Source organism: Pseudomonas sp. o96-267, assembly GCF_003935465.1.
In the GTDB taxonomy this organism is placed as follows: Bacteria; Pseudomonadota; Gammaproteobacteria; order Pseudomonadales; family Pseudomonadaceae; genus Aquipseudomonas; species Aquipseudomonas sediminis.
Genome location: NZ_RHQP01000040.1, coordinates 23,481 through 45,102, shown reverse-complemented (window position 1 = coordinate 45,102; position 21,622 = coordinate 23,481). Strand labels below are relative to the sequence as shown.

At 62.8% G+C, this 21,622-nt stretch carries 21 protein-coding genes; 4 read left to right on the top strand and 17 right to left on the bottom strand.

Annotation, left to right across the window (positions count from 1 at the left end; all coding sequences use genetic code 11):
* Window positions 1-126: 126 nt before the first annotated feature.
* The 7 genes from EGJ86_RS21745 to ppc form a co-directional block, all read right to left on the bottom strand.
* Window positions 127-828 carry an extensin family protein gene (locus tag EGJ86_RS21745; RefSeq protein ID WP_125836594.1) on the bottom strand — a complete coding sequence of 234 codons (702 nt, stop codon included), beginning with the start codon at window positions 826-828 and terminating at the stop codon, window positions 127-129.
* Between the two features lie 12 nt (window positions 829-840).
* Entirely contained in the window at window positions 841-1,710 is an 870-nt protein-coding gene (locus tag EGJ86_RS21740) for a DUF72 domain-containing protein (protein WP_125836593.1), read from the bottom strand.
* A 42-nt stretch (window positions 1,711-1,752) separates the two neighbouring features.
* Window positions 1,753-2,097 (bottom strand): hypothetical protein, encoded by a 345-nt coding sequence (locus EGJ86_RS21735; RefSeq protein ID WP_106734408.1) that lies wholly within the window; start codon window positions 2,095-2,097, stop codon window positions 1,753-1,755.
* 113 nt (window positions 2,098-2,210) lie between these two features.
* Window positions 2,211-2,894 (bottom strand): tRNA (adenosine(37)-N6)-threonylcarbamoyltransferase complex dimerization subunit type 1 TsaB, encoded by a 684-nt coding sequence (tsaB, locus tag EGJ86_RS21730; protein ID WP_099525758.1) that lies wholly within the window; start codon window positions 2,892-2,894, stop codon window positions 2,211-2,213.
* Between the two features lie 116 nt (window positions 2,895-3,010).
* The gene (locus tag EGJ86_RS21725; RefSeq protein ID WP_125836592.1) at window positions 3,011-3,772 is read right to left on the bottom strand and encodes a 5'-nucleotidase, lipoprotein e(P4) family; all 762 of its coding nucleotides are present in this window, start codon (window positions 3,770-3,772) and stop codon (window positions 3,011-3,013) included.
* A gap of 180 nt (window positions 3,773-3,952) precedes the next feature.
* Entirely contained in the window at window positions 3,953-4,600 is a 648-nt protein-coding gene (gene adk, locus EGJ86_RS21720; protein ID WP_125836591.1) for an adenylate kinase, read from the bottom strand.
* Window positions 4,601-4,823: 223 nt separating this feature from the next.
* Complete coding sequence (gene ppc / locus EGJ86_RS21715) at window positions 4,824-7,460, bottom strand: phosphoenolpyruvate carboxylase (RefSeq protein WP_125836590.1); 2,637 nt, start codon at window positions 7,458-7,460, stop codon at window positions 4,824-4,826.
* Between the two features lie 167 nt (window positions 7,461-7,627).
* On the opposite strand from ppc, the gene EGJ86_RS21710 reads away from it, so the two are divergent.
* From EGJ86_RS21710 to EGJ86_RS21700, 3 genes are all read left to right on the top strand, one after another.
* Entirely contained in the window at window positions 7,628-7,972 is a 345-nt protein-coding gene (locus tag EGJ86_RS21710) for a pilin assembly protein (RefSeq protein ID WP_106734405.1), read from the top strand.
* A 420-nt stretch (window positions 7,973-8,392) separates the two neighbouring features.
* Window positions 8,393-8,806 carry a DUF4398 domain-containing protein gene (locus EGJ86_RS21705; RefSeq protein ID WP_177429678.1) on the top strand — a complete coding sequence of 138 codons (414 nt, stop codon included), beginning with the start codon at window positions 8,393-8,395 and terminating at the stop codon, window positions 8,804-8,806.
* Window positions 8,807-8,853: 47 nt separating this feature from the next.
* Entirely contained in the window at window positions 8,854-9,639 is a 786-nt protein-coding gene (locus tag EGJ86_RS21700) for an OmpA family protein (RefSeq protein WP_106734403.1), read from the top strand.
* A gap of 127 nt (window positions 9,640-9,766) precedes the next feature.
* On the opposite strand, the gene EGJ86_RS21695 is transcribed toward EGJ86_RS21700, so the two are convergent.
* The 8 genes from EGJ86_RS21695 to prfB form a co-directional block, all read right to left on the bottom strand.
* Window positions 9,767-10,090 carry a hypothetical protein gene (locus EGJ86_RS21695; RefSeq protein WP_099525765.1) on the bottom strand — a complete coding sequence of 108 codons (324 nt, stop codon included), beginning with the start codon at window positions 10,088-10,090 and terminating at the stop codon, window positions 9,767-9,769.
* Complete coding sequence (locus EGJ86_RS21690) at window positions 10,087-10,980, bottom strand: alpha/beta hydrolase (RefSeq protein ID WP_106734402.1); 894 nt, start codon at window positions 10,978-10,980, stop codon at window positions 10,087-10,089. Before EGJ86_RS21690 ends, EGJ86_RS21695 begins: the two co-directional genes overlap by 4 nt.
* Window positions 10,970-11,716, bottom strand: coding sequence for a TIGR00266 family protein (locus EGJ86_RS21685; protein ID WP_099525767.1), 747 nt, complete (start codon window positions 11,714-11,716; stop codon window positions 10,970-10,972). The genes EGJ86_RS21690 and EGJ86_RS21685 overlap by 11 nt, the downstream gene beginning before the upstream one ends.
* Before the next feature lie 77 nt (window positions 11,717-11,793).
* Window positions 11,794-13,083: a flavohemoglobin expression-modulating QEGLA motif protein gene (locus EGJ86_RS21680; protein WP_106734401.1), complete on the bottom strand. Its 1,290-nt coding sequence runs from the start codon at window positions 13,081-13,083 to the stop codon at window positions 11,794-11,796.
* A gap of 8 nt (window positions 13,084-13,091) precedes the next feature.
* Window positions 13,092-13,643, bottom strand: coding sequence for a hypothetical protein (locus EGJ86_RS21675; protein WP_099525769.1), 552 nt, complete (start codon window positions 13,641-13,643; stop codon window positions 13,092-13,094).
* Window positions 13,644-13,686: 43 nt separating this feature from the next.
* Window positions 13,687-14,400, bottom strand: coding sequence for a TetR/AcrR family transcriptional regulator (locus EGJ86_RS21670; RefSeq protein ID WP_099525770.1), 714 nt, complete (start codon window positions 14,398-14,400; stop codon window positions 13,687-13,689).
* Window positions 14,401-14,565: 165 nt separating this feature from the next.
* Entirely contained in the window at window positions 14,566-16,068 is a 1,503-nt protein-coding gene (lysS, locus tag EGJ86_RS21665; RefSeq protein ID WP_125836589.1) for a lysine--tRNA ligase, read from the bottom strand.
* Between the two features lie 101 nt (window positions 16,069-16,169).
* Window positions 16,170-17,265 (bottom strand): peptide chain release factor 2 gene (gene prfB, locus EGJ86_RS21660; protein ID WP_099525772.1). Its coding sequence is split into 2 segments (ribosomal slippage): window positions 16,170-17,192 and window positions 17,194-17,265, totalling 1,095 coding nucleotides; the frame shifts between segments, so codons are not numbered across the junction.
* A 163-nt stretch (window positions 17,266-17,428) separates the two neighbouring features.
* Between prfB and EGJ86_RS21655 the strand changes: the two genes are divergently transcribed.
* A complete protein-coding gene (locus EGJ86_RS21655; RefSeq protein WP_125836588.1) occupies window positions 17,429-19,075 on the top strand; it encodes a GGDEF domain-containing protein in 1,647 nt (548 codons plus the stop codon).
* Here the strand turns inward: EGJ86_RS21655 and EGJ86_RS21650 are convergent.
* Together EGJ86_RS21650 and EGJ86_RS21645 are read right to left on the bottom strand one after the other, a co-directional pair.
* Window positions 19,068-20,720 (bottom strand): GMC family oxidoreductase, encoded by a 1,653-nt coding sequence (locus EGJ86_RS21650; RefSeq protein ID WP_125836587.1) that lies wholly within the window; start codon window positions 20,718-20,720, stop codon window positions 19,068-19,070. The genes EGJ86_RS21655 and EGJ86_RS21650 overlap by 8 nt on opposite strands.
* A 91-nt stretch (window positions 20,721-20,811) precedes the next feature.
* The gene (locus tag EGJ86_RS21645) at window positions 20,812-21,543 is read right to left on the bottom strand and encodes a tellurite resistance TerB family protein (protein ID WP_125836586.1); all 732 of its coding nucleotides are present in this window, start codon (window positions 21,541-21,543) and stop codon (window positions 20,812-20,814) included.
* Window positions 21,544-21,622 lie beyond the last annotated feature (79 nt).

Here is a 21,622-nt window from a genome sequence, read left to right as displayed (position 1 = left end):
TTTAACAACCCTCCTCCCCTCCTCTCTTATTTATATCCACCCGGCGCTGGGGGTGCGGGGCGGGGCGCCCCCCCCCCCCCGGGGCGGGGCGGGGGGCCCCCCCCCCCCCTACAGATCGCAAGCGCGTCAGCGGCACATGCGCCACATGCCCATGTCCACGTGAAAGTGATCGCGGTGCGCAGCATTGTATTCAGGCCCCAGAGTGACATTGAAGCTGTCACAGGCCGCTTCCTGTACCAGGCGCAGAAAGCGCGCCTTGTCGCCCTGCCCCGGCCAGTCGCGCAGCACGCTGATGTGCTGGCCGTCGCGCAGACGGAAGCCGACCATGTCCAGCGCGTTGGCATAGGAATGCTGGCTGGGCCGCTGACTGCCAGCAATGCTGCGACAGGCGAAACTGCCGACGTGTTCGACACGGGTGACCGGCTGGCCGAACACCGCCTGCGCAGCCGGCTGCAAGCCATGTCGCTCGAACAAAGCGAAGCTCACCGCCAACGGGCAGGTAGCCATGAAACTGCTGCTAAGACCAACGCTGGCCCCCTGAATACGCACGGCGTTTTCAATCGGGCAGCCAGGATGCGGCGTACTGTCGGGCAGACGGGTAAAACGCAGGTCAGAAGTCGCCAGGGCCAGGTCGCATAGCTCACGATCCTCGCTCAGGCGCCAGAGTTTGAAGGAGGTCAGCAGGTTCGGCGTCTCTCGCACGTCCAGCGGCGCCCAGGGGTTGTAACGCGGCGCCACATCCACCCAACCACGCCACAGCGCTACCAGCAACGCCGAGCCCAGTAGCACGGAGAGAAACAGCAAACGGCCGATTATCCGTATCAGCATATCCATGCTCCATCAGAGTAAGCCAAGCTGCTCCAGTTCCGGCTCCGCCTGCAACACCGGCAGTTCGGGCAAGCCAGGCAGGCGCTGCATCAGCTGCTCATGAAAACGCCGCGCCAGCTCCGGTGCCAGGCGGTTGTCCGAGGTATGGGCGAAGACATGAGGGCGCAACCCCTGCTCGATCCAGCCGGCAACCTTGTCCAGCCAGGGCAGCATGAAGGGGTCGTTGGCCAGCAACTCGGGATGGCCGATGAAGCGCAACTGCGGGCTCTGACTGAACGCGGTAGGCCGAGTCGGCAAGCGCGGTTTCTTGGCTTGCGCATGCAGCACGGCGGGCTCCTGCGAATCGCAACTGAACAGCGCACGCGAATCCAGACAGATGCGCTCTATACCACGCTCGTGCAAAAGGCGATTGAGCACACGTTCGGCATCGCCCTTGGCGAAGAACTCCGGGTGGCGCACCTCTATCGCCAGCGGCCAGTCTCCCCACTGCTCGATGAACGCCGCGAGCTCCGCCAACCGCGACGGGCCGAAGCTGGCCGGCAGTTGCAGCCAGTAAGGCGCAACCCGAGCGCCAAGCGGCGCCAGCAGCTGGCGGAACTGCGCGACCTCGTCGAGCTGTTGGCAAAGATCCTCGCTATGGCTGATATCGCGCGGCAACTTGGCGCAGAACCGAAAGTGCGCCGGCATGGCCTGCGCCCAGCGCACCACCGTTTGCTCGCTGGGCCTGGCATAGAACGTGGTGTTGCCCTCCACCGCGTTGAATACCTCGGTGTAGCGACTGAGAAACTCGGTTGGGCGGGTATCCTGCGGATACAGCGTGGCGCGCCAGGCCGCTTCGCTCCAGGATGGACAACCGAGGTAATAGGGAAGCGCAGCGCTCATCGATCGGTTTAGCGGGCCTGGCTGAGAGGGTGTGAAACGGGGTTACGCGTAGAGATCGAGCCCGAGCACTTCCTGCGCATCGTAATCGCTGGCGTAAGCGGCGGTGGTGCTGTAGCTGGCCAACGCCTGTGCAGCACGGTTGCTCAGCGCAGGCTGTTGATAACCGAGATCCTGCGACCGGGTCGGCAGGCTGTCGGTGTTACTGCTGCTGGCCTGTACGCGGCGAATCTGCGGCGCCTGCTCCAGCCCCTGACTACTGGCGGGTGCAGCCGGTTGTTCACGCTGAGCCTCGACCTCCCGCTGCGCCTCGCGATAGGGCGTGACCGCGGTGCCCGAACGGGGGCCACGATCTGGCGAGTAGGAGGGTAAGTAACCGTCGATCCGCATCTAGGACTGCTCGGTGGGCTCGGCTGAACAAGGGACAGTGCTGGCAATGTAGCGGCGGCCTGCGTCGTTGGCAAATGCCAAGAGAATACTGACGTCAAGCATCCGACCAGCTGTCATGCCGGCGGTGCTTTCGGCGTGGCGACCTGATCACGCAGGTACACCGGTTGCGCCTGATCAGCCGGCAACGCCTCGCCACGCGCCCAGGCAAAACGAGCCAGGCTCAGCAAGTCTTCGGCATGCGGCAGCAAGCTGCCATCCATGCCAACAGGCCTGAGGGCGATACGCGCGGCGAAGGTGCCCCAGCCCGTGCCGGCGCCGAACCACTCACCATCGCTGCCACGCGGCGCTTCAGCTTGCTCCGGCGGCAACACCGCTTCCTGGCCAAGCAGGCGCATCTCGCCGGCTTCTGCGCGGTAGCAACCCCAGTAAACCTCGTCCATGCGCGCGTCGATGGCGGCGGCAACCTGAGTCGCGCCCTGCTCACGCAGCGCGCGCTGGGCCAGCACGGCCAGATTGGAAACTGGCAGCACCGGTCGATCCAGTGCAAAGGCCAGGCCCTGTACCACGCCGATGGCGATACGCACCCCGGTGAACGCACCCGGACCACGGCCGAAGGCAATGGCATCGAGTGCCGAAGCGGCGATACCCGCCTCACCCAGCAGTTGCTGAATCATCGGCAACAGACGCTGCGCGTGCATACGCGGGGCGACTTCGTAGTGGCTGAGCACGCGACCATCATGCAGCAGCGCGACGGAGCAGGCTTCGGTGGCGGTATCGAGGGCCAGGAGAGTGGTCATTGCATTCGGACAGCTGAATAAAAAAGAGCCGGCATTAGACCGGCTCGACGACATTTTTTCCAGCACCATGTCGGCGCCCGACTTGCGCCGAGCGACCGACGGGGATCGGCGTTGTCTTACCAGGGCTCGACTACCGGCTCGGCATCCCAACCTTTGAGCGGCGCTTTGGACCAGGTGCCGTATCCGGCATTGGGGAACACGATCCACTCCACACCCCACTTGTCCGACTCTTCGGCAACGGTCTTGCGCTGCGCATCGAGCGGCGTTTTGCGGAAACGCGCATCGAAATCATGCAGCGTATCGCCCAGCAGCATGATGATCTGGTGATCGGCACTGACGATGGCGCGACGCTCGACCTTGGGCGGCCCGAGCAGCAGCACGCTCTCTTCCGATACCTGCGGCAGGCCCAGTTTGCTCAGGGTGGCCAGGGTGTATTTCTTCTGCTCGTCGGCACGATCGGAGACGTAGCGGATGGTCACGCCGAGCTTGTCGGCATGCTCGAGAAACTTCTTCGCGCCTGGGATCAGCTCAGGCGTACCGTCACGTTCCCATGGCAGCCAGGTGTCCCAGGCATCGTACTGATGACAGTTGGCCAGATCGCGCGCCAGCAATGCGCTGTTGTCGATCACGGTTTCGTCGAGGTCGGTGACGATGGCCAGCTTCGAGGGATCCTTCGCCGCCGCCACAGCCTTGTCGAGCTTCTCCGTGGCGATGTTGTAGGCCTGCAGTTGCAGCGCCTGAACCTCAGCGGACTGCTGCTGAAAGCGCAAACCCATGGTGAATTCGGCGACGGAACAATCTTCTTTGCTGTCAGCAAATGCCAGCGGAGTGGCCAGCAGCGATACCGCAAGGCCCAGCCAGATGCGTTTCTCGGTCATTGAATGCCCTCTTCCTTATAGGTTATCGACACGCCCCGGCGCCGGCCGGAGGCTGCATCGTCGATATTAGTCGGCCCGCATTGCGCGGCCATGCTTGAGAGCGACCAGAACGTATCAGGTTCCATAAACGAACAAGGCCCCTTTCGGGGCCTTGTTGCGATGACACTCGGCGAGCTGGACTCAGCCCAGGGCTGCCAGGGTCTTCGCGGTGATTTCTTCGACGCTGCCGACACCCGGGATATGACTGTATTTCGGGGTACCGGATGCAGCGGAGAGCTTCTGATAGAAGTCCACCAGCGGCTTGGTCTGCGAATGATAGACGGACAGGCGATGACGCACGGTTTCTTCCTTGTCGTCTTCGCGCTGGACCAGTTCCTCACCACTGATGTCGTCCTTGCCGGCAACCTTCGGTGGGTTGTACTCGATGTGGTAGACACGGCCGGAAGCCGGGTGAACGCGACGGCCAGACAGACGCTTGACGATCTCTTCGTCCTCCACGGCAATCTCGACCACGTGATCAAGAGCGACGCCAGCATCACGCAGCGCTTCGGCTTGCGGAATAGTGCGTGGGAAGCCGTCGAACAGGAAGCCATTGGCGCAATCGGCCTGAGCGATGCGCTCCTTGACCAGATTGATGATCAGGTCGTCGGAGACCAGACCACCAGCATCCATCACGCTCTTGGCCTTCAGGCCGAGTTCGGTGCCAGCCTTGACCGCAGCACGCAGCATGTCGCCAGTGGAGATTTGCGGAATGCCGAATTTCTCGGTGATGTAGCGAGCCTGGGTACCTTTGCCGGCACCGGGCGCCCCCAGCAGAATCACGCGCATCGATGTGCTCCTCAAGAGTTATGTAGTAATCGGTCGGACTCGCCTCGTGGGGCCAATCTCTTGAATGTAGTGCGGCAGCCGTAGCGGCCAAAAGGCTGCTCAAGATACACAGCGCACCCCAGGCGCACAAGCCGCCAAAAGTCGGATAAAAACCCTCCTCCTGACGCCCTGGACCCGGCATGAGGCGCTGGCCAGGCATGCGTTGGCCAGCACCATTTGCCCCTCAACCGGTGTTGCGCAAACCCGCGGCGATACCCGCCACGCTGACCAGCAGCGCCTGCTCCAGAGGGCTCTCCGGCGCCTGTTCACGTTGCCGGCAGCGCGCCAGCAGCTCGGCCTGCAGCAGGTGCAACGGGTCGAGATAGGTGTTGCGTACGCTGATCGATTCCAGGGTTTCCGGATTGTGCGCAAGCAGCCGAGACTGCCCGGTCAATTCCAGCACGGCAGCGCACGCCTGCGACAATAGGTCGCGTAACTGCGCCCCCAGCGGCTGCAGGGCCGGCTCGACCAGACGCTCGTCATACAGGGCGGCGATATTGGCATCCGCTTTGGTCAGGACCATTTCCAGCATGTCGATGCGGGTGCGGAAGAATGGCCATTGCTCGCGCATGCTTTTCAGCAGCTCAGCATCACCGCCTTGCAGCGCCTGCCCCAGCGCCTGCTCCCAGCCGAGCCAGGCTGGCAGCATCAGGCGCGTCTGCGTCCAGGCGAAGATCCACGGAATGGCCCGCAGGCTCTCCACACCGCCTTCGCGCCGCTTGGCCGGGCGACTGCCCAGCGGCAAGCGGCCGAGCTCCTGCTCCGGCGTGGCCTGGCGGAAATATTCGACGAAATGCGGATGCTCGCGCACCACGTCGCGATAAGCCTTCACGCCGGCATCGGCGAGGCGGTCCATCATCGCCCGCCAGCTCGGCTCCGGTGCTGGCGGTGGCAGTAGCGTGGCTTCCAGCACTGCAGCCAGATAGAGGTTGAGATTCTGCTCGGCGATATCCGGCAGGCCGAACTTGAAGCGGATCATTTCACCCTGCTCGGTGGTGCGGAACCGCCCCGCCACCGAGCCAGGGGGTTGCGACAGAATGGCCGCGTGAGCGGGGCCACCGCCACGGCCGACGGTGCCACCGCGACCATGGAACAGCAGCAGTTCGACCTGATGCTCGCGACACAGACGCACCAGCTCCTCCTGAGCGCGGTACTGCGCCCAGGCTGCGGCGGTTGTACCGGCGTCCTTGGCCGAATCGGAATAACCGATCATCACTTCCTGCGGGCCATGCAGGCGCGCGCGATAGCCGGGCAACCCCAGCAGGCGATCGATCACCGGCCCGGCATGATCAAGATCGGCCAGGGTTTCAAAAAGTGGCACCACCCGCATCGGCCGGCGCAACCCGGCCTCTTTCAGCAGCAGTTGCACGGCCAGCACGTCGGAGGCGGCACCTGCCATGGAGATCACGTAGGAGCCCAGCGAGGCGGCAGGAGCGGCAGCCACCTCACGGCAGGTGGCGAGCACTTCGGCGGTATCGGCCGAGGGGCGATAGTCGTTTGGCAGCAGTGGCCGGCGGTTTTCCAGCTCACGCTGGAGGAAGCTCAGGCGCGTCTCTTCATCCCATTCGGCGTAGCGACCGAGGCCAAGATAGTCGGTGATTTCCGACATCGCGGCCGCGTGCCGGGAGGAATCCTGACGCACGTCGAGACGCACCAGGAACAGACCGAAGGTGGCTGCCCGGCGCAGGCAATCGAGCAACGGACCATCGGCGATCACGCCCATGCCGCAGGCATGCAGCGACTGGTAGCAGAGCTGCAGTGGCGCCAGCAGATCATGGTTGTCGCGCAGCACTGCAGCGCTGGGCGCCACATCGGCAGTGAGCGCCTGCTGCGCCCAGCTGCGCGTTTCGCGCAGGCGCTCGCGCAACTGCTTGAGCAGTGCACGGTACGGTTCGGCGCTGTCGCCTACCTGCGCGCGCAGTTCGTCACTGGCCTGCTGCATGGACAGCTCCGCGGCCAGGTTGTCGACGTCGCGCAGGTAGAGATCGGCGGCCATCCAGCGCGCCAGCAGCAACACCTCACGGGTCACGCGCGCGGTGACATTGGGGTTACCGTCACGGTCGCCGCCCATCCACGAGGCGAAACGAATCGGCGCAGCCTCCAGCGGCAGACGCAAGCCGGTGGCGGCCTGCAGGCTCTGATCAGCACGACGCAGGAACTGCGGCACGGCCTGCCAAAGCGAGTGTTCGATGACGGCAAAGCCCCACTTGGCCTCATCTACCGGACTGGGCCGACTGCGGCGAATTTCCTCGGTGTGCCAGGCCTCGGCGATCAACCGCTGCAGACGCTGGGCGATGCGTTCACGCTCTGTTGGCAATAGATCGCTGTGATCCAGTGCCGTCAGTTGCGCGGCGATAGCATCGTATTTCTGGATCAGGGTACGCCGCGCCACTTCGGTCGGGTGTGCGGTCAGCACCAGTTCGATGTCCAGGCGCCCCAACTGACGCGCCAGCTCATCACTGCCCTGCCCGGCGGCGAGCAGACGTTCGAGCAACTCGTCGAGCACACGCAGCTCGAACGGCTCGGGCTCACCGGCACGGCGACGACGCACACGGTGCTGCTGCTCGGCAATATTGGCCAGGTTGAGGAACTGATTGAAGGCCCGCGCCACCGGCAGCAGTTCGTCGTCATCCAGGTCCCCGAGAGTGCTGGTCAACTGCTCGGCACCCGCGGCAGAGCCACGACGACCGGCCTTGGCCGACTTGCGTATGCGTTCGATCTTGTCGAGAAACTCGTCGCCCAGCTGGGTGCTGATGGTATGCCCGAGCAACTCGCCGAGCAGGTGCACCTCTTCACGCAGGCGCGCATCGATTTCCGCCATGTCGCACTCCTTCTCCTATCCAGTGTCAACAGAGTGCCCAGCGCGCCAACTTCTTACAAGGGTGCGACGTGCACCAGGGCGAGCCTGCGTGCTGGGTCTAGGCTTGTCGATGGGCGCTGCGGTTTCGCCAATGGGCACCGCCAGCGCCACCTGTGAGGAGCTACGACATGAGAATTCGCGAACTGGCAAAACACTGGGAACAAAATGCCAAGGGCCACCTGACACCGACTCGTTATCACATCCACCTGGATATCGAATCGGCAGCACGCCTGGCGGCGCTCACCGAGATGTACCCCAAGCATCACAGCGAGGAACTGCTCGGAGAGCTGATCGGCGCGGCGCTCGAGGAACTCGAGGCCAGCCTGCCTTACGTGCGCGGCAACAAAGTGGTGGCGCTGGACGAGCAAGGCGACCCGTTGTACGAGGACGTCGGTCCGACGCCACGTTTCCTGGCGCTGTCGCGCAAATACCTGCGCGAACTGAGTGACACGAGCAAAGAGACGAGCCATTGACGCCCTGAACGGGCCGTCGTGTTCGACATATTGTTCAATTTCGGACGCTCAGGCTGATAACACGCCTGCCGAGCAGCCATCTCTGCATCGATGCAGCACCTCCCTCCGCCTTCGCCGATGCGCTGGCGCGCCGGCCTACCTCACCCCGAAAAAACCCATAAAACCACCTATATAGAAGGGTTTAGGAGCGTTCTAGGTGCGCATAAAAAACCACGCCGAGGCCTTTCCATACGCCAATAGTTGACTAACCAGTCATCCAGAAAGCCATAAGCAGACTGTGTTTTTTTCTGAACTATTCGAAAAACCGGCCGGTCCCACTTACAGGCCATCGTGACCAGCCGACATCACCAACACCTTTGGTAGACGGACAACACGAGAGGCCAATCGCTACGGATATCGTCGTTCATAGGAGTGTTTCAAATGGAGTTAGCCGCCATGAAGACCCATACCGAAAAAGCCCCGCGCAGCCGCCTGCACGGGATCAAACTGGCCGCCTTGGTACTGGGTAGCAGCCTGGTACTGGCTGGCTGCGCGGGTAACCCGCCCAGCGAGCAATATGCCGTGACGCAATCGGCCGTGAACTCGGCGATCAGCGCCGGTGGTACCGAGTTTGCTGCCGTAGAAATGAAGTCTGCGCAGGACAAGCTCAAAGAGGCCGAACTGGCCATGCATGAGAAAGAGTACGAGAAAGCCCGCCGCCTGGCCGAACAGGCTGAATGGGATGCTCGTCTCGCCGAGCGCAAGGCTCAGGCCGCCAAAGCCGAACAAGCATTGCAGGACGCCCGCCAGGGTGTTCAGGAACTGCGTGAGGAAGGCATGCGTAACGCTCAGTGAGCGCCATGCACCCCACCCATTCGCTGACAGATCAAAGGATGAACGCCATGCGTAAACACGTGATGATCCCCGCCCTTCTGGCCCTGAGCGTCGGCCTGGCCGCCTGCTCGCACCAGCCCAACGCCAACCTGGAGTCGGCGCGTAGCAACTTCTCCTCACTGCAGAGCGATCCGCAGGCGAGCAAGGTCGCGGCGCTGGAAACCAAGGAAGCCCAGGAATGGCTGAACAAGGCCGACAAGGCCTATATGGAAAAGGAAGATGAGAAGAAGGTCGACCAGCTGGCCTACCTGACCAACAAGCGCGTCGACGTGGCCAAGCAGACCATCGTGCTGCGTAACGCCGAAGCCGAGCTGAAGAACTCCTCGGCGCAGCGCGCCCAGGCTCTGCTCGATGCTCGCGACGCACAGATCCGCAAGCTGCAGGACAGCCTCAACGCCAAGCAGACCGAACGCGGCACGCTGGTGACCTTCGGTGACGTTCTGTTCGACTTCAACAAGGCCGAACTGAAGAGCAGCGCGCTGCCCAACGTCACCCAACTGGCGCGTTTTCTCCAGGAAAACCCGGAGCGTCAGGTGATCGTCGAGGGTTATACCGACAGCGTCGGCTCGGCCAGCTACAACCAGGGTCTGTCCGAGCGTCGCGCCGAATCCGTCCGTCGCGCACTGATTCGCGCCGGCGTGGAGCCGACGCGCATCGTCGCCCAGGGTTATGGCAAGGAGTATCCGGTCGCGGACAACTCCAGCGACTCTGGTCGTGCGCAGAACCGTCGCGTGGAGGTGACCATCTCCAACGACAACCAGCCGGTCGCTCCGCGCTCGTCTGCCGGCGCCTGATAGCACCGCTGCAATGAAGAAACCCGCCATCAGGCGGGTTTCTTTTTTGGTGCAACCGAGACTCACGCCGACGTTTCGATACGCACGGCCTAGGCGGCCCCGCGACACCCTACGTAAGCGTTTTGCCTTACTGCTCCAGCGCCGGAGTTTCCTGACCGATGCAACGCACAGCCTGCTTCTTGTTGTCCACCAGCACGCCAGTCAGCCCTTTCTGCTGCAGATCGAACAACACCAGCACGCCATCGATGCACTGCGCCACCTGATCGGCCGGTTTCAGCGAGACCTTGTAGTCCTCGCCGGGAATGGTCTTGAGCATGGTGAAGTCGGAGAGCAGCAGTGCATCCTCCGGTTTGGCGAAATGCACATAGCCGTAGAACCAGAGCACACCGATGGTACCAACGATACTGGCGACACCTGTGAGGATCAGAGGGATAGGATTGCGTTCGGTCATTGCGGACTCTCTGTTGCGGATTCGATGGTCGGCGCCTGGCGCTCGACAAAAGCCTGCGGCGCACTGAAGAACGCCAGCAGTGACTGGCGCCAGGCGGGCTCGGCAAAGGTTTGCACGTGCGGGCCACGGGTCGCCTGAAAGGCGCGCGGCGGACGCGCAGCTTGATACAAGCGCTGGCCATTGGAAAGCGGCACGATCGTATCGTCAATGCTGTGATAAATCAGCAGGGGCACACCTTCGAGTTGCTCGATGCTGCGAATCGCGCTGTCGCCGTCCGGTACCAGCCAGGACAGCGGCACCTGTAGCGGCCAGGTCAGCCAGGACGTGCTAAGCGCATGCTGAGCCACATCGCGATAACTGGCCGGCACACCATCGAGCGCCATGGCCTGCAAGGCCGATTGGCGCTCAGGATGCTGCGCCAGGTAATGCACGGCCAGGGCGCCGCCGAGGCTCTGCCCGAGCACGAAAAGCGGCGTGCCCTGTACCTGCGGCGCCTGATCGAGCCAGGTGAAGGCCGCGTCGATATCCTGGTAAACCTCGGGCAAACGCGGCTTGCCAGCGGACAGGCCATACCCCCGGTAATCCAGCATCAGCACCTGATAGCCCTGTTCCGGCAGCCAGTGAACGCCGCCCAGGTGCCATGCCAGGTTACCGCCATTGCCATGCAGGTGCAGTACCGTGCCCTTGACCCTCACCCCAGCCTTGGCAGGCAGCCACCAGGCGTGCAAACGCGTGCCATCGGCGGCGCGCAGCTCGATGTCGCGGTATTCCAGCCCGGCACGCTCCGGGGTAATCGGCAGCCCTGGTTCCGGGTAGAACAGCAGGCCGCTGCAACCAGCCAGCCACAGGCTGGCCAGCAGCAACACCAGCGCCCGCAGGCTACTTGCCACCGGCGCGCACCTCTTCGCGAGCCTGAACGGTCGCCGCATAGACGCGCTCGGCCAGGCGCGAGAACGGCAGGCTCTGAATCCACACCGTACCGGTACCTTTGAGCGTGGTCAGCAAAATGCCTTCGCCACCAAAAAGCATGCTTTTCAGGCCGCCAGCCAGGGCAATGTCGTAATCGATACCGCTGCTGAAAGCCACCAGGCAACCGGTGTCCAGGCGCAGGGTTTCGTTGTTCAGCTCCTTGCGGATCACGGTGCCGCCAGCATGCACGAAAGCCAGGCCGTCACCGTCGAGCTTCTGCAGGATGAAGCCCTCGCCGCCGAAAAAACCGGCGCCCAGGCGTTTGGCGAAGCTGATGCCGATGCTGGTGCCATGCGCGGCGCAGAGAAAGGCGTCTTTCTGGCAGATCAAGCGACCGCCGATCTTTGCCAGGTCGATGGGCACCACGGTGCCCGGATAAGGCGCGGCGAAGGCGACCCGTGCCTGACTTTTGCCGGCATTGCTGAAGTGGGTCATGAACAGCGACTCACCGGTGAGCATGCGCTTGCCGACGCTCCACAGCTTGCCCAGCAGACCATTTGACGAGCCATCACCCATGCGCGTCTCGAAGCGCACGCCGTCGGTCATGTAGTTCATCGCCCCGGCTTCGGCGATCACCGTCTCACCGGGGTCGAGAATGATCTCCACCGATTGCGCCGAAGCGCCGAGGATTTCGTATTCGAGTTGATGGCTGGGCACGGGACGGTCTCCAAGGCTTCCCGGATTTCATCCGGGCTACGGCAGCGGTGCGCGCCGCGCACCCTACCGGACTGCGATCAAAGGATATTGGCGTAGTCCGCTTCGATGCGATCCAGGCTCAAGTGATTGAGGAAGTTGGAGAAGCACATCCAGGCCGACAGCGCGTTCATGTCCTGAAACTGCGGCGGCAGATACTTGGGTGGCTGCACAAGTCCTTCATCCACCAGCTTGCGCAGCGTGCGCATGTCTTCCAGGGTGGTCTTGCCGCAGAACAGCAGCGGAATCTGCTCCAGCTTGCCCTTGCGCACCGCCAGCTGGATGTAGTTGTAGATGAGGATGAAACCCTTGAGGTAGGAAAGATCCTTGGTGAACGGCAGGCCCGTCGGCAAGGAGCCACGGAACACCCGGCTGGCGTTGCTGTAGCCGCCTTCGAGGCCATAGCCCTGCTCGCGGAAGAACTCGAATACCTCGAGAAAATCCGCGCCCTCTTCGGCCATGTGGATAGCGCGGGTGCGGTTGGTCAGCTTGCGCAAACGCGTGGGGTAGGAAGCAAAGGCGATCACCTCCATGAGAATGGCCAAACCTTCCTGGGTCACCGTCGATGAGGGCGGCCCTTTGGCCAGAAACGTGCAGATCGGCTGGTTGAGCCCATTGAGCGTGGTGCCGACATGCACCAGACCTTCGTGCACCTCCAGCGCCTTGACGTCACGCTCGTTGAAACGCGCGTCGCTGCGGATCTTGATGTAGTCGGCCCCAGCGGCGGCATCGGCGAGAATACCGTCGGACTCGAACACACGAATGGTTTCGTCGCCAAATACGCCAGCCAGGCGCTGCTGCAGGATGTTCACCGCATCACTGGCACCGAGGGTCTTGGCCTCGTCTTCCAGGTCGCCACGCGCGGCGATGTTGTTGAGGTAGTCCGAAAGCATCAGGCCGAGATCGGCCAAGGTCGGATCACCCGCATGGAAGGCGTCGGAGGCAGCGCCATACAGTTCCTGGCTGATCAGGCCGAAGTCCTCGGTGCCACGCGCCTCGAGCATGCGGATGACCATGCGGTATTCCTTGCACATGCGCCGCATGATCTGCCCGACCGGATTGAACTGGCCAAGTTGACGGGTGATGTCGCGCTCGATGTTCTGGAATTCCAACTTCTTCGCAGTGGCATCGAAAGCCAGCGGTCGACTCAGGTAGTAGTCGCGATCCACGGCTGGCGGCTGCTTGCCCTTGGCCTTGAGAAAGCCATCACGGATGCCATCATCCCACTTCACCGCATCGAGTACGCGGATGGGCGTTTGCGCATCGACGATGCGGTCACTGAGGGCACGGATACAGAGCTGATAGTCGTCCAGTTTTTGCTGGCTATTCATTGCAGTTCCTACTCGGCGGCTCGCTGATAACGCGCCACCTCGACGAACAGGTCGGCATTGGCCGGGTCGTCGAGATAGGCAAACACCTTGTCCAGCGGGCTGGTGATCAATGCACCATCAGCTTCGGGCATGGAAACGGTCTGCCCTTGCAGCAGGCCCTTTTCCATATCCTGAAGAATGCGGTCGGTGTCGAGGTTGTACAGCACCAGTTCGTTGTCCTTGGTCAACTCGAAACCGGCGATGGCGAAGTTGGCGCCCAGGCTCTTCGGCAAGCCCGCGGAGAGGTACCAGCGGCGACCATGGTGAGCGACGGTGAAGCCGAACTCCTCGAGGCTGCCGAGGTTGTCCGCGCTACCTTCGTAAATGCGCGCCAGGTAGAGATTGGAGCCGGCACGGGTGATCTCCAGAAACAACTGATCGCCCCACTCGTCCTGCCGGGTCCATACGCCCAGCAGCGGTATGGGCGCAGCCTCGTTGGCCGGAATCGGGTCCTTGAAGGTGACCAGGCAGCCACTCAACAGCAGGAAGGACAGGGCGACCAATGCGCGCCAGGCTTTCATTACGCTCTCCTTGTGAAGACCGTTCGACCCGATGATCGACGGTTTACAACCCCAGAACCAGATTCATGTAACGCTTAAGGATGGCCAGCATTCCTTGGCTGTCCAAGTGCTCTATGCCGTCTAGCAGGCCCTGATACTCCATCCGCACGATGGCGGCCGTCAACAGCACGGCATCCTGTTCGGGCTGGCGCGAACCCAGCACTTCGAAAAAGTGGGTGACACCCTGCTGCAGGATCTGCCGGTGAGCTCGCACCAGCTCGCGCAGTCGTGGATTGAGCAAGGCTTCCTGCTGAAACGCCTGCTCGGCGATCAGGTGATCACGACGCTCACACAACTGGCGCTGCACGTACTGCACCGCCAGCCCGGCGATCTCATCGGCCAGTTGCCTGCGTGCCTGCTCGCTGCCATCCAGACGCCCGACCATCGCCTCCAGCGCACCCTGAGTACCGCTCCAGAACGCCGCCATCTGCGCGGCGCTGCGCTCGACGAACTGGGCGAAGGTATCGGTGATCAGATCATCGATATCCTTGAAATAGTAGGTCGTGGCCGACAGAGGTACCTGCGCTTCGGCCGCCACCGCGCGGTGACGCACGGCGCGCACGCCATCGCGCACGATGATGCGCATGGCGGCATCGAGAATCGCCTGGCGGCGCTGCTCACTGCCCTGGCGACTGGCCTTGCGGCCCTGATACTGGACACTTTCGGCGACAGCGTTGGCTGCCTGTGTGGCATTGGGGGGCGCAGACACGGAGCTCACGGTGGGTCGACCCTCTACGTTCTAGTTATGACAGGGAGAGTAATGGCTTGGACATGCAAGCAAAAGGCTCCGTTTCGCTTCCAGGCCAGGCACCCAGCGAAATCGCCGCGAAATGCATAACGACAAATAGCAAAAAGCCGCCCGAAGGCGGCTTTCTGTCTGGCATCAAGCCTGCGGGCGCATGTGCGGGAACAGGATGACGTCGCGGATCGACGGCGAGTTGGTCAGCAACATCACCAGGCGGTCGATGCCGATGCCCTCACCGGCGGTAGGCGGCATGCCGTACTCCAGAGCGCGGACGAAGTCGGCGTCGTAGTGCATGGCTTCGTCGTCACCGGCGTCTTTTTCGGCCACTTGGGCCAGGAAGCGTTCGGTCTGGTCTTCGGCGTCATTGAGCTCGGAGTAGGCGTTGGCGATCTCGCGGCCACCGATGAACAGCTCGAAGCGGTCGGTGACGTTGGGGTTCTGGTCGTTGCGGCGGGCCAGCGGCGATACCTCGAACGGATACTCGGTAATGAAGTGCGGCTGCTCCAGCTTGCTCTCCACCAGCTCTTCGAAAATCATCACCTGCAGCTTGCCCAGGCCTTCATGGCCAAGCACTTTGGCGCCAGCCTTCTTGGCGATGGCGCGGGCCTTGTCGACATCCTGCAGGTCGGCAGCGGTCAGCTCGGGGTTGTACTTGAGGATCGAATCGAACACCGACAGGCGCGCGAACGGCTCGCCGAAGTGGAACACCTTGTCGCCGTATGGCACGTCGGTGCTACCGAGAACAGCCTGAGCCAGCTCGCGGAACAGCTCCTCGGTCAGGTCCATGTTGTCTTCGTAGTCGGCGTAGGCCTGGTAGAACTCGAGCATGGTGAACTCGGGGTTGTGCCGGGTCGAGACGCCTTCGTTACGGAAGTTGCGGTTGATCTCGAAGACCTTTTCAAAACCACCGACCACAAGGCGCTTGAGGTACAGCTCCGGCGCGATGCGCAGGAACATGGCCATGTCCAGCGCGTTGTGGTGGGTCTCGAACGGTTTGGCTGCGGCACCGCCAGGGATGGTCTGCAGCATCGGTGTTTCCACCTCGAGGAAGTCACGCTCGGCAAGGAACTTGCGGATATGAGCGATGACCTGCGAACGCACCCGGAAGGTGTCACGCACTTCTTCGTTGACGATCAGGTCGACGTAGCGCTGGCGATAGCGCTGTTCGGTATCGGTCAGGCCGTGATGCTTGTCCGGCAGCGGACGCAGCGATTTGGTCAGCAGACGTACGCTGGTCATCTCGACGTACAGGTCGCCCTTGCCAGAACGGGCCAGGGTACCTTCGGCGGCGATGATGTCGCCCATGTCCCAGGTCTTGACCGCTGCCAGGGTTTCTTCCGGCAAGGTCTTGCGGTTGACGTAGACTTGGATACGGCCAGTCATGTCCTGAATGACCATGAAAGCGCCGCGGTTGAGCATGATGCGCCCGGCAACCTTGACCGGAATGGCAGCGGCTTCCAGTTCTTCCTTGGTCTTGTCGACGTACTGTTTCTGCAGGTCGGCGCAGTAGTTGTCGCGGCGGAAGTCGTTGGGGAAGGCGTTGCCCTGCTCACGGATGGCAGCAAGCTTTTCCTTGCGCAGCGCAATCAGCTTGTTTTCTTCCTGTTGCAGTTCGTTCTGGTCGAGTTGTTGGTCGCTCATGGTCGTTTTATCTGCCTGGCGTGTATATGCAAATGAGGTTTGGTAGGAGCCAGCTGGCCGCGAAGAGCATCGCCAGCACGCTGGCTCCTACAGGGTTGCGGTTAAAGGCCCTGCTTGAGGCTGGCCTCTAGATACTGGTCGAGATCGCCATCCAGAACCTTCTGGCAGTCGCTACGCTCGATGCCGGTACGCAGATCCTTGATGCGCGAGTCATCGAGCACGTAGGAGCGGATCTGATGACCCCAACCGATATCGGACTTGCTGTCTTCCAGCGCCTGCGAGGCGGCGTTGCGCTTCTGCATCTCCAGCTCGTACAACTTGGCCCGCAGCATCTTCATGGCGGTGTCCTTGTTGGCGTGCTGGGAACGTTCGTTCTGGCAGGCCACCACGGTATTGGTCGGCACGTGGGTAATACGTACCGCCGAATCGGTGGTGTTGACGTGCTGACCACCGGCGCCGGAGGAGCGGTAGGTGTCGATACGCAGGTCGGACGGGTTGATGTCGATCTCGACCTTGTCGTCGATCTCAGGGGACACGAACACCGCCGAGAACGAGGTGTGACGACGGGCGCCGGAGTCGAACGGGCTCTTGCGTACCAGACGGTGCACGCCGATCTCGGTGCGCAGCCAACCGAAGGCGTACTCGCCCTTGATATGCACGGTGGCGCCCTTGATGCCGGCGACCTCGCCCTCGGACAGCTCGATGATGGTGGCGTCGAAGCCACGCTTGTCGGCCCAGCGCAGGTACATGCGCAGCAGGATGTTGGCCCAGTCCTGCGCCTCGGTGCCGCCGGAACCGGCCTGGATGTCCAGATAGCAGTTGTTTGGGTCCATCTCGCCACTGAACATGCGGCGGAATTCCAGCTTCTCGAGGATTTCGCGCAGGCGGTCTACTTCGGCGACGATATCGCTCACCGCGCCTTCGTCGTTTTCTTCGGCAGCCATTTCCAGCAGGTCCTTGGAATCGACCAGGCTGCCGGTGAGGTCGTCGATGGTTTCGACGATCTGCGCCAGCATGGCGCGCTCACGGCCCAGCGCTTGCGCGTACTCGGGCTTGTTCCAGACGCTGGCGTCTTCCAGTTCGCGGTTTACTTCGACCAGACGATCATGCTTGTGATCGTAGTCAAAGATACCCCCGAATTGACTGGGTTCGCTCGGACAGGTCCTTGATGGCGTTGAGGATCGGATTGATTTCCATGGTAGTCGGCGCTCGCGGCAAATCGGACGGAAAAGCCGGCGATTATACCCGAGCCAGCCCAGGCTGGCAGCCCACTATCGGCAGGTGATCACAGCTCAATGGATCAACGGCGCACTATACTGGTCACACAGCCGATTGCAGTGGCCTACCCGGGAATCAAAACATGCCCCCAGCGCAAAGCATGCGTAGCCATATCGCCCTCTTCGTTGCCCTTCTGGTCTGCGCCCTCAGCTGGCTTCTGGGCACACTGATCGGCCAGTACACCAGCCAGCAGATTCGCGAGGACGTGGGCCGTGACATGGCCGAGGTGTCCTACGCAATGGTTGATCGCCTGGATCGCGACATGGCCTCGCGCGCCGCGGTGCTGAAGGTGCTCGGCAATCTGCAGGCGTTGCGTCAGCCTGATGACATCGCCGAGGTGCAGCGCCTGCTCGACAGCCTGCAGAAGGAAATCCCCAGCATCGCCTGGATCGGCTTCACCGACCCGCACGGCCTGGTGCTGGCCTCCAGCAACGGCATATTGGAGAGCGTCAGCATTGCGCAGAGGCCGGTCTATCTGGAGGGGCGCAACGGACTGTTCATCGGTGACGTGCATGAAGCGGTACTGCTGGCCAAGCTGCTGCCCAACCCAAGCGGCGAGGCGATGAAATTCGTCGACATCAGCCTGCCGATCTTCGCCAGCGACGGCAGCCTGGCCGGCGTTTTGGCCAGCCACCTGTCCTGGGCCTGGGCCGACGAGGTACGCGAGTCGATTCTCGGCCCGAGCCAGGATCGGCATATGGTCGAATTCTTCGTCATTGGTCAGGATCGCGGCATCCTGCTTGGCCCGCAGGAAATGATCGGTCAGAAACTGGAGTTACCGGCACTGGAAGGGCTGAAACCTGGACAAAGTCGCTGGCAAGTGCAGCAGTGGCCGGACGGTAACGACTACCTCACCGGCCTGACGCTGAGCCAGGGCCATCAGGACTACCCAGGGCTGGGCTGGACAGTGGTGGCGCGGCAATCGCTCGAGGTCGCCGATGCCCCAGCGCAGAACCTGCTGCAAAGCATCTTGCTTTGGGGCAGCGGCCTGGCACTGGTATTCGCGGTGATCGGCTGGCTGGTCAGCAGCTACTTCACCCGGCCACTGCGCGACATCGCTAACGCAGCAGACCGTCTCAGCGCGGGTGAAATCACCGAAATCCCCGAGCTGCGGGGTAGCCGTGAAATTCATCAGCTGAGTCAATCCATCCGTCACCTGGTGGAAAGCCTGACCCTGCAGCAGACCGCGCTGGGCATGATGGAAAGCCTCGCTCACCACGACGCGCTGACCGGCCTGCCCAACCGCATGGCGCTGGAGAAATTTCTGCCTCAGGCCCAACAACGCAGCCGCCTGCAGCATGGCTGCCTGGCCCTGCTCTATCTCGACCTCGATGGTTTCAAACCAGTCAATGACACCCATGGCCATGCAGCAGGGGATCATCTGCTACGGGAGGTAGCCCAACGTCTGCGCGGCTGCCTGCGTGACGGCGACATGGTCTCGCGCCTGGGCGGCGACGAGTTTCTCATGGTGCTGCAAGTGCCGGGACAGGATGCACAGCATCACGCCCACCAGGTGGCCGAGCGCGTGATCACCGCACTCGGCCAGCCGGTACTGCTGGAAGTCGGCGAGGTGCGCATCGGCTGCAGCGTCGGCGGAGCACTCTGGCCTGAGGACCACATCGAGCTCAGCGTCGTCCTGCAACTGGCTGACGAGGCGCTGTACAAAGCCAAACACGGTGGGCGTAACCGCGCGATATTCCACAGCAGCCAGGAAACCAGCCTCAGCTGAGCGCGGGCTCGGTTACCCGGGTCGCCTGTCGTTGCGGCTGCGCGTCCTCAGTGATCATCAGCGCTGCCTTCTCGGCGATCATCAATACCGGCGAGCAGGTGTTGCCCGAGGTGATGCTCGGCATGATCGACGCATCGACCACGCGCAAACCGGCGATGCCATGCACGCGCAAGCGGGCATCGACCACGGCCTCACGCCCCTGCCCCATCGCACAGGTACCCACCGGGTGGAAGATGGTGGTGCCGATCTCGCCTGCCGCACGCTGCAGATCCTCCTCGCTGCGATAGTCCGGGCCGGGCTTGTACTCCTGAGGTCGGTAACCGGCCAATGCCGGTGCAGCGACGATACGCCGGGTCAGGCGAATGGCGTCGGCGGCCACACGCAAATCCCGCTCGTCACTGAGGTAGTTGGGGCGAATCAGCGGGGCGACGCTGGCATCGACCGAGGCGATTTCGACGCTACCACGGCTGTGCGGGCGCAGGTTGCACACCGAGGCGGTGAACGCCGGGAAGTCGTGCAAGGGCTCGCCAAAGCGCTCCAGTGACAAGGGTTGAACGTGATACTGCAGGTTGGCGCGCGCCTGCCCGGGGTCGGACTTGGCGAAGGCGCCAAGCTGGCTGGGCGCCATCGACAGCGGCCCGCTGCGCTTGAGCAGGTATTCCAGGCCCATGCCCAGCTTGCCCCAGGGCGTGGCCGCGATACGATTGAGCGTCTTCACGCCCTCTACCTGATAGATCAAGCGCAACTGCAGGTGATCCTGCAGGTTGCTGCCAACACCTGGCAGCTCGTGCCTGACGCCGATGCCCAGCTTTTCCAGCAGCGGCCGTGGGCCGATACCGGAGCGCTGCAGCAAGGCCGGCGAGCCAATGGCACCGGCACACAGGATGATCTCGCGGCGCGCCGTAACGCGCAGCGCACGGCCCTGACAACGCAGGTGCAGCGCACTGGCGCGCCCGTCCTCCAGTTCCAGACGCTCGGCCTCGGCGCCAGTCAGTACCTGCAGATTAGGGCGCTGGCGGATATCTCGCAGAAACGCCTTGGAGGCATTCCAGCGCACGCCACGTTTCTGGTTGACCTGAAAGTAACTGCAGCCTTCGTTGTCTCCAGCGTTGAAATCTTCGACGCTGGCAATGCCACTTTGCGCCGCGGCGCCACGGAAGGCTTCGAGAATTTCCCAGGACAGGCGCTGACGCTCGACCCGCCACTCGCCGTCGCCACCGTGCAGTTCGCCGGTGCCGGAAAAATGATTCTCCGAGCGTTTGAACAACGGCAACACATCACGCCAGGCCCAACCCGGATTGCCCGCGGCGGCCCAGCCATCGTAGTCGGCAGCCTGGCCGCGCATGTAGATCATGCCGTTGATCGAGGAGCTGCCGCCGAGCACACGACCACGCGGGTATTTCAGCGAGCGGCCATGCAGGCCGGGATCGGCCTCGGTGTTGTAGCACCAGTCAGTGCGTGGATTGCCGATGCAGTAGAGGTAGCCGACCGGGATGTGAATCCAGGGATAGTTGTCGCGCCCACCCGCCTCGATCAGCAGCACGCTGACGCCAGGGTCGGCGGAAAGCCGATTGGCCAGCAGGCAGCCGGCTGGGCCGGCGCCGACGATCAGATAGTCATAGGCATCCAGTGGCGCTTGCGACATAAGCATCCTCGCGTGTCGTTCTTGTCATTGGCCAACAGCCTAAAACAAGCCGGGTGCGAGGATGAATGATCTTTTGGTCTGCGGCAGCGCGTCAGACGCGCTGCGCCTCGATACGCACCTGAGCTTCCAGCTCGCTCTTCAGTGCAGGTGCCAGCTGTAGTTGACGCGCCAGCTCTTCAAGGTAAGCGCGCTCCATGAAGTGCTCTTCGTCGACCATCAGCACGCTGGCCAGGTACATTTCGGCGGCCATTTCCGGGGTCGCTGCGGCGCGCGCCACATCGGCAGGGTCCAGCGGCTTGTTCAGTTCGGTGTGCAGCCAGGTCTGCAGTTCGCCGTCCTGCGCGAGCTTGCCCAACTCCTCTTCGATCAACTGACGCTCACGCTCGTCGACATGACCATCAGCCTTGGCCGCCGCCACCAGCGCCTTGAGAATGGCGCGGCTGTGCTGCGCGACTTGCGGCGCCGGCAAACGATCCAGGGTTTGCGGCTCGACCGGCTGCGCCCCACCCTGCTGAGCCTGCTGCGCCTGCCAGTTGCCGTAGGCCTTGTAGGCTAACACGCCCAGCGCGGCCAGGCCGCCATAGACCGCCACCTTGCCGCCGACCTTGCGCACCCGCTTGTTGCCCAGCAGCATGGCCAGCGCTGCACCGCCACCGGCGCCCTTGAGCATCGAGCCGAGATCGCTGCCACCGCTCTTGCCTGAACCGCCGCCGAGCAGGCCGCCCAGCGCGCCACCAAGCCCCGAAGAGGTGCCGCCACCCTTCTGCTGCAGCATTTCCTGGCCGGATTTAAGCAGTTGATCGAGCAAGCCACGGGTGTTCATCGCGCATTCTCCTGAGGAAATCTCGCCGAGTGTAGGCCTCGGCCGCTGGCCCGGCAGCTAGCTGAATGCTTCCAGATAT